Origin of the sequence: Paraburkholderia sp. (genome assembly GCF_034668105.1) — a bacterium.
Taxonomy (GTDB): Bacteria; Pseudomonadota; Gammaproteobacteria; order Burkholderiales; family Burkholderiaceae; genus Paraburkholderia.
In genome coordinates, this window is record NZ_JAXDPY010000647.1 from 1 (window position 1) to 5,618 (window position 5,618).

Annotated in this window: 7 protein-coding genes; all 7 read left to right on the forward strand. The window is 64.4% G+C overall.

Going from position 1 to position 5,618, the window contains the following annotated elements:
- The first annotated feature begins 120 nt into the window (after positions 1-120).
- Positions 121-1,107, forward strand: a complete 987-nt coding sequence (locus QOC89_RS28605; RefSeq protein WP_323048111.1) for a LacI family DNA-binding transcriptional regulator — start codon at positions 121-123, stop codon at positions 1,105-1,107.
- Positions 1,104-2,375 carry an AGE family epimerase/isomerase gene (locus QOC89_RS28610; protein WP_323048112.1) on the forward strand — a complete coding sequence of 424 codons (1,272 nt, stop codon included), beginning with the start codon at positions 1,104-1,106 and terminating at the stop codon, positions 2,373-2,375. Before QOC89_RS28605 ends, QOC89_RS28610 begins: the two co-directional genes overlap by 4 nt.
- Before the next feature lie 5 nt (positions 2,376-2,380).
- Positions 2,381-3,298, forward strand: coding sequence for a carbohydrate kinase (locus QOC89_RS28615; protein ID WP_323048113.1), 918 nt, complete (start codon positions 2,381-2,383; stop codon positions 3,296-3,298).
- Between the two features lie 127 nt (positions 3,299-3,425).
- Positions 3,426-3,653, forward strand: a complete 228-nt coding sequence (locus QOC89_RS28620) for a hypothetical protein (RefSeq protein WP_323048114.1) — start codon at positions 3,426-3,428, stop codon at positions 3,651-3,653.
- A 61-nt stretch (positions 3,654-3,714) separates the two neighbouring features.
- Complete coding sequence (locus QOC89_RS28625; RefSeq protein ID WP_323048115.1) at positions 3,715-3,960, forward strand: hypothetical protein; 246 nt, start codon at positions 3,715-3,717, stop codon at positions 3,958-3,960.
- 218 nt (positions 3,961-4,178) lie between these two features.
- On the forward strand, positions 4,179-5,192 hold the full coding sequence (locus QOC89_RS28630; protein WP_323048116.1) for an ion channel: 1,014 nt from the start codon (positions 4,179-4,181) through the stop codon (positions 5,190-5,192).
- Positions 5,193-5,429: 237 nt separating this feature from the next.
- Positions 5,430-5,618 (forward strand): hypothetical protein (locus QOC89_RS28635; protein ID WP_323048117.1); only part of this gene is annotated, 189 nt, incomplete at its 3' end.

A 5,618-nucleotide genomic window follows, 5' to 3' on the forward strand; every position in this document is an offset into this window, starting at 1 on the left:
CATCTACGGGTATTTACGAGGGTAGATCAGGGGTTTGCAAAGCTGTTTTAGCCACGTTTTACTATACAATCGGCCGAACTCAAACAGCGTGCGGCCGCCCTCTTGCGGCCGCTTCATTCGATGGCCACAACCATCCGCGACGTCGCCCGCGCGGCCAGCGTGTCGATCGGCACCGTCTCACGCGCATTGAAGAACCAGCCGGGCCTTTCCGAGGCCACCCGCGAACGCGTCGTCGAAGCGGCGCGGCAGCTGGGTTATGACGCCGCCCAGCTGCGCCCGCGCATCCGCCGCCTCACCTTTCTGCTGCACCGTCAGCACAACAACTTCGCGGTTAGCCCGTTCTTCTCGCACGTGCTGCACGGCGTGGAAGACGCCTGCCGCGAACGCGGCATCGTCCCGTCGGTGCTGACCGCCGGTCCGACAGAAGACGTGATCCAGCAGATGCGGTTACATGCGCCGGATGCGGTGGCGATCGCCGGTTTTGTCGAACCTGAAACGCTGAGCACGCTAGTGGCCATGCAACGCCCGCTCGTCCTGATCGACCTGTGGGCGCCCGGCCTGCGCTCGGTGAATCTGGACAACGCCGCCGGCGCCACGCTCGCCATGCGGCATCTGTTCGAACAGCAGCGCAAGCGCGTTGCGTTCATTGGCGGCTCGCTCGCGCACTTCAGCATCGCCCAGCGCGCGCTCGGTTACCGGCGCGCGTTTTTCGAAGCGGGCTTGTTGTTCGACCCGTCGCTGGAAGTCACCATCGACGCCGGCCTCGACCCCGACAGCGGCGCCGCGCGCGCGATGCACCAGTTGCTCGACGCGCCCGGCCCCCGCCCCGACGCCGTCTTCGCCTACAACGACGCGGCCGCGCTCGCCGCGCTGCGCGCTTGCCTCGCGCGCGGCATCCGCGTGCCCGAGGACATCGCCATCATCGGGTTCGACGACATTCCCGCCGCCGCTCATGCCACGCCGCCGCTGTCCACCATTTCGGTCGACAAGGAAGCGCTCGGCCGGCGCGGCGTCGAACTGCTGCTTGAAGACGCACCCGCCGAACTCGAAGTCCACCTGCCCGTCCATCTCATTGCCCGTGCCAGTACTTTGGTAAAAATGCCATGACGCAATCCGATCCGCTTCACCCCGCCAACGGCGCCGCCGTGCCGGCCGTCGACAGCTTCCGCAGCCGCGGCTTTCTGCTCTCTCACGTGCAGGACACGTTGCGCTTTTACGCGCCCAACGTGCTCGATCCGAGCGGCGGCTTCTTCCATTTCTTCCGCGACGACGGCTCCGTCTACGACAAGACCACACGGCATCTGGTGAGTACGTGCCGCTACGTCTTCAACTACGCGATGGCGTATCGCCAGTTCGGCGACCCGCAGCATCTCGAGTACACGCGCCACGGCTTGCGCTTTCTGCGCGAAGCGCATTGGGACGCCGGGCACGAAGGCTACGACTGGGAACTCGAATGGCGCGACGGCCGCAAACGCACGCTCGACGCCACGCGCCATTGCTACGGCCTCGCGTTCGTGCTGCTCGCGTATTCGCATGCGGCGATGGCCGGGATCGAGGAAGCCAGGCCCATGATCGGCGCGACCTTCGAGTTGATGGAACACCGCTTCTGGGACGCCGCCGCCGGTCTCTACGCGGACGAAGCGACGCCCGACTGGCGCGTCAGTTCGTACCGTGGCCAGAACGCCAACATGCACACCACCGAGGCGCTGCTGGCCGCGCACGAGGCGACCGGCCACCTGGTCTATCTCGATCGGGCGGAACGGGTGGCGTCGAACATTACGCTGCGCCAGGCGAAGCTTTCGCAGGGCCTCGTGTGGGAGCACTTTCACGCGGACTGGTCAGTCGACTGGCATTACAACGAGGAGGACAGCTCGAACATCTTCCGTCCGTGGGGATTCCAGCCGGGGCACCAGACCGAGTGGGCCAAGCTGCTGCTGATTCTCGAGCGCTATCGCCCGTTGCCGTGGCTGTTGCCGCGCGCGATCGAACTATTCGACGCCGCGATGACCCATGCGTGGGACGAAGATCACGGCGGCCTCTACTACGGCTTCGGCCCCGACGGCACCGTGTGCGACCACGACAAGTATTTCTGGGTCCAGGCGGAGACCTTCGCGACCGCGGCGCTGCTTGGCAAGCGCACCGGCAACGAACGCTTCTGGGACTGGTACGACGAGATCTGGCGCTACAGCTGGGCGCATTTCGTCGATCACAAGTACGGCGCGTGGTACCGCATCCTCACGTGCGACAACCGTAAATACAGCGACGAAAAAAGTCCCGCCGGCAAGACCGACTATCACACGATGGGCGCGTGCTACGAGGTGCTGGCGCACGCACTGCCCGACGGCGCGGCCGCTGCGTCCGAATCCGCGGAGTAAGCAAAATGAGCAACTTGAGCGCGAACACCGAATTCCCCTACTTCGTCTCGGCCGGCGACATCCTCACCGATCTCGTGCGGACCGGCGCCTCGCAATGGCTCTCGCGTCCTGGCGGCGCCGGCTGGAATGTCGCGCGCTGCGTGGCGCGGCTCGGTTTGCCGACCGCGTGTGCCGGCTCGCTGGGCGTCGATAATTTCTCCGATGAGCTGTGGAACGCGAGCGTCGCCGCGGGGCTCGACATGCGCTTCATGCAGCGCGTGGAGCGCCCGCCCCTTCTGGCGATCGTTCACCAGACCCATCCGCCGGCGTACTTTTTCATGGGCGAGCACGGCGCCGACCTGGCCTTCGATCCCGCGCGCTTGCCGGCTGGCTGGATCGAACAGGTGAAGTGGGCGCATTTTGGCTGCATCAGCCTCGTGCGTCAGCCGCTAGGCGACACGCTTGCCGCGTTGGCCGCCGAGTTGCGCGCGCGTGGCGTGAAGATCAGCTTCGATCCGAATTACCGGAACCTGATGGAACAGGGTTACGAGCCAACGTTGCGAAAGATGGCCGCGCTGGCCGATCTGATCAAGGTGTCGGACGAGGATTTGCGGATGCTGTTCAAGACGGACGACGAGGCCGGCGCACTTGCCCAGTTGCGGGCCATGAATCCGGCCGCCACCGTGCTGGTGACGCGCGGACCGGAGACGTCCGTGCTGATCGACGGCGCGATGATTGTGGAGGCGCGGCCGCCTCGGGTCGAAGTTGTCGATACCGTGGGTGCCGGGGACGCTTCTATCGGCGGCTTGCTGTTCAGCTTGATGACCGCGCCGCAGCGCGCGTGGCCGGAGCATCTTGCCTTTTCTCTCGCCGCCGGCGCGGCGGCGTGCCGTCACGCGGGTGCGCATGCGCCTACCCTGGATGAGGTGGTAGCGCTGCTGTAGCTTGTTTGTCTTGTGCGGCGTGCACGGTTGTCAACGCGGTGGTCAAGCCGGTTCGGGCAAAAAACCGAACCTCGAGCATCGGTGCTAGGATGAAAAAACCCACACCTTTGGAACAAGGAGCATCGCCATGGATGACATCACCTATACCAAAGGCATCTACACAGCCACTGCATCAACACGAGAAGTAAAGAGCGACACGTGGCAGGGTGTGGTCACCCTTTCCCGCGACGAAGGCGATGAATCCGACCAGGAGAATACGGTCAACGAAGTCGAAGCCACCTCGTCCACGCCGGAGGAAGCGCTCGAGGAAGCCAAGGCCCTCGCGCACCGCATCCTCGGGGAAATCGAACTTTAGGCAACCCGGCGCCGCGCCCGTCGCACGGCGCCACCTCTGAAGCAACCGGCTGGAGGCGATCATGGCTGAACAGCTCTTCCTCTACGGCGTGTACTCGATTCACGTCCGCCCTATCGAACTGAACGGCGCGCGCTGGGACGCGGAATACGAAATTCGTCATCGCGAGAAAGCCGTCAAGCCGTGGGCCACCATCGGTGGCGATAGCGGCTACGCCGACGAAGCGGAGGCGGTCGCCGCAGCGCACCAGCAAGCCGTCGACGACATCGAACACGGCGCCGGCATTCCGAAGCCGCGAGCCTTTCCGTAGGCCGAAGGCAGGCGCGTTGATCGACGGGTGCGCACCAGCCGAGCGCAATCGCAATAGTTCGACTACGCTCATCTCAAGTGCCGCGCGCAGGCTCGCCCAAGCAACGCGCGCGCACCGCCGCTGCGCCGCCTTCACCCCCTGCGCAGCGCGCCGAAATTCACCTTTCACGCCCAAGGCGGCGTGCTACGCTTTGCGCGTTCTAACTTCCCGAGCAGGCGATGGCTACCGAACAGTCAGACCGCTTTCCCGCCATCGGCGACACCGAAGCCGAAGCCGAAGCCGAGGCACTAGCGCGAAAACGTCGCCCGCGCGGTAGCCGCGAAATGCGCCTCGACGACCGCGTCGTCATTACGCACGGCATGCCGACACCGATCTGGCAGGACCTCTATCACCGTGCACTCGTGGTCCACTGGCCGATGTTTTTTATCTCGCTCGGCGTCTTGTTCCTGCTGCTCAACACCTTGTTTGCGGGGCTCTACATGCTCGGCAACGCGCCGATCGCCAATCAGTTTCCATCGGGCTTCGGCGGTGCATTTTTTTTCAGCGTCGAAACGCTCGCGACGGTCGGCTATGGCGACATGCACCCGCAAACCGTCTACGCGCACTCGATCGCAACGCTCGAGATCTTTGTCGGCATGTCCGGCATTGCGTTGGCAACGGGGCTGATCTTCGCGCGCTTCTCGCGCCCACACGCGAAGATCGTATTTGCCCGCTATGCGGTCGTGCGGCCGCTCGACGGCCGTATGACGTTGATGGTGCGCGCTGCGAACGCGCGCCAGAATGTGATCGCCGAAGCGCGTGCGAGGCTGCGCATCATGCGCCTGGACACCACCGTCGAAGGTTTTACGCTGCGCAAGCTCTACGATCTGACGCTCGTGCGCGACCAGCATCCCGTATTCAAACTGGGCTGGGTCCTGATGCACGTGATCGACGAAAACAGCCCGCTGTTCGGCGAAAACGCCGAGACGCTCAAGGGGCGCGACGCGTCGCTGCTGCTGACGCTCGAAGGGGTCGACGAATCGACCTCGCAGACTATGCAGGCGCGTCACATGTGGCCTTGCGAGCAGATTTGCTGGCAGTACAAATACGTCGACATCATGCGCGAGGAAAACGGCGTGAGCCATATCGATTACTCGCATTTCGACGAGGTCGTGCCGCTCGATTCGGCGCCCGCCGCGAGTGTGGTGCAGGCTTCCGCAGCGGTTGAACCGGCCACGGATTCGCCGAGCTGAAGTCGCGCGCCGTGGGTCCGGCAATGTACCAGGGCATACCCGAACCCGCCCGCCGCGTGGCAGATCCATCTCAAAACTTCATTAAAACGCGCGGGTCGTCGCGCTCATTCGCCATTCGCGTGAACAAGTAGAAAAAATTCACTCCCATCGGCGCTAAAAAATAGAGTCTCTTTCGCCGCGTCACCTCTTGTGGCCCCACACCACGGCGCGCGGATGCAAAACATTGGAGACTCACCCATGACCGCTCGCCTGCCCATCGACGGCACGCCCGCTCTCGCCGACTACCAACTGTCCGACAACCTCACCGCCACGCGCGGCCGCATTTTCCTCACCGGCACGCAAGCGCTAGTGCGCCTCGCGCTGATGCAGCGCGCGGCAGACCGCGCGCGCGGCATGAACACGGCCGGCTTCATCAGCGGTTATCGC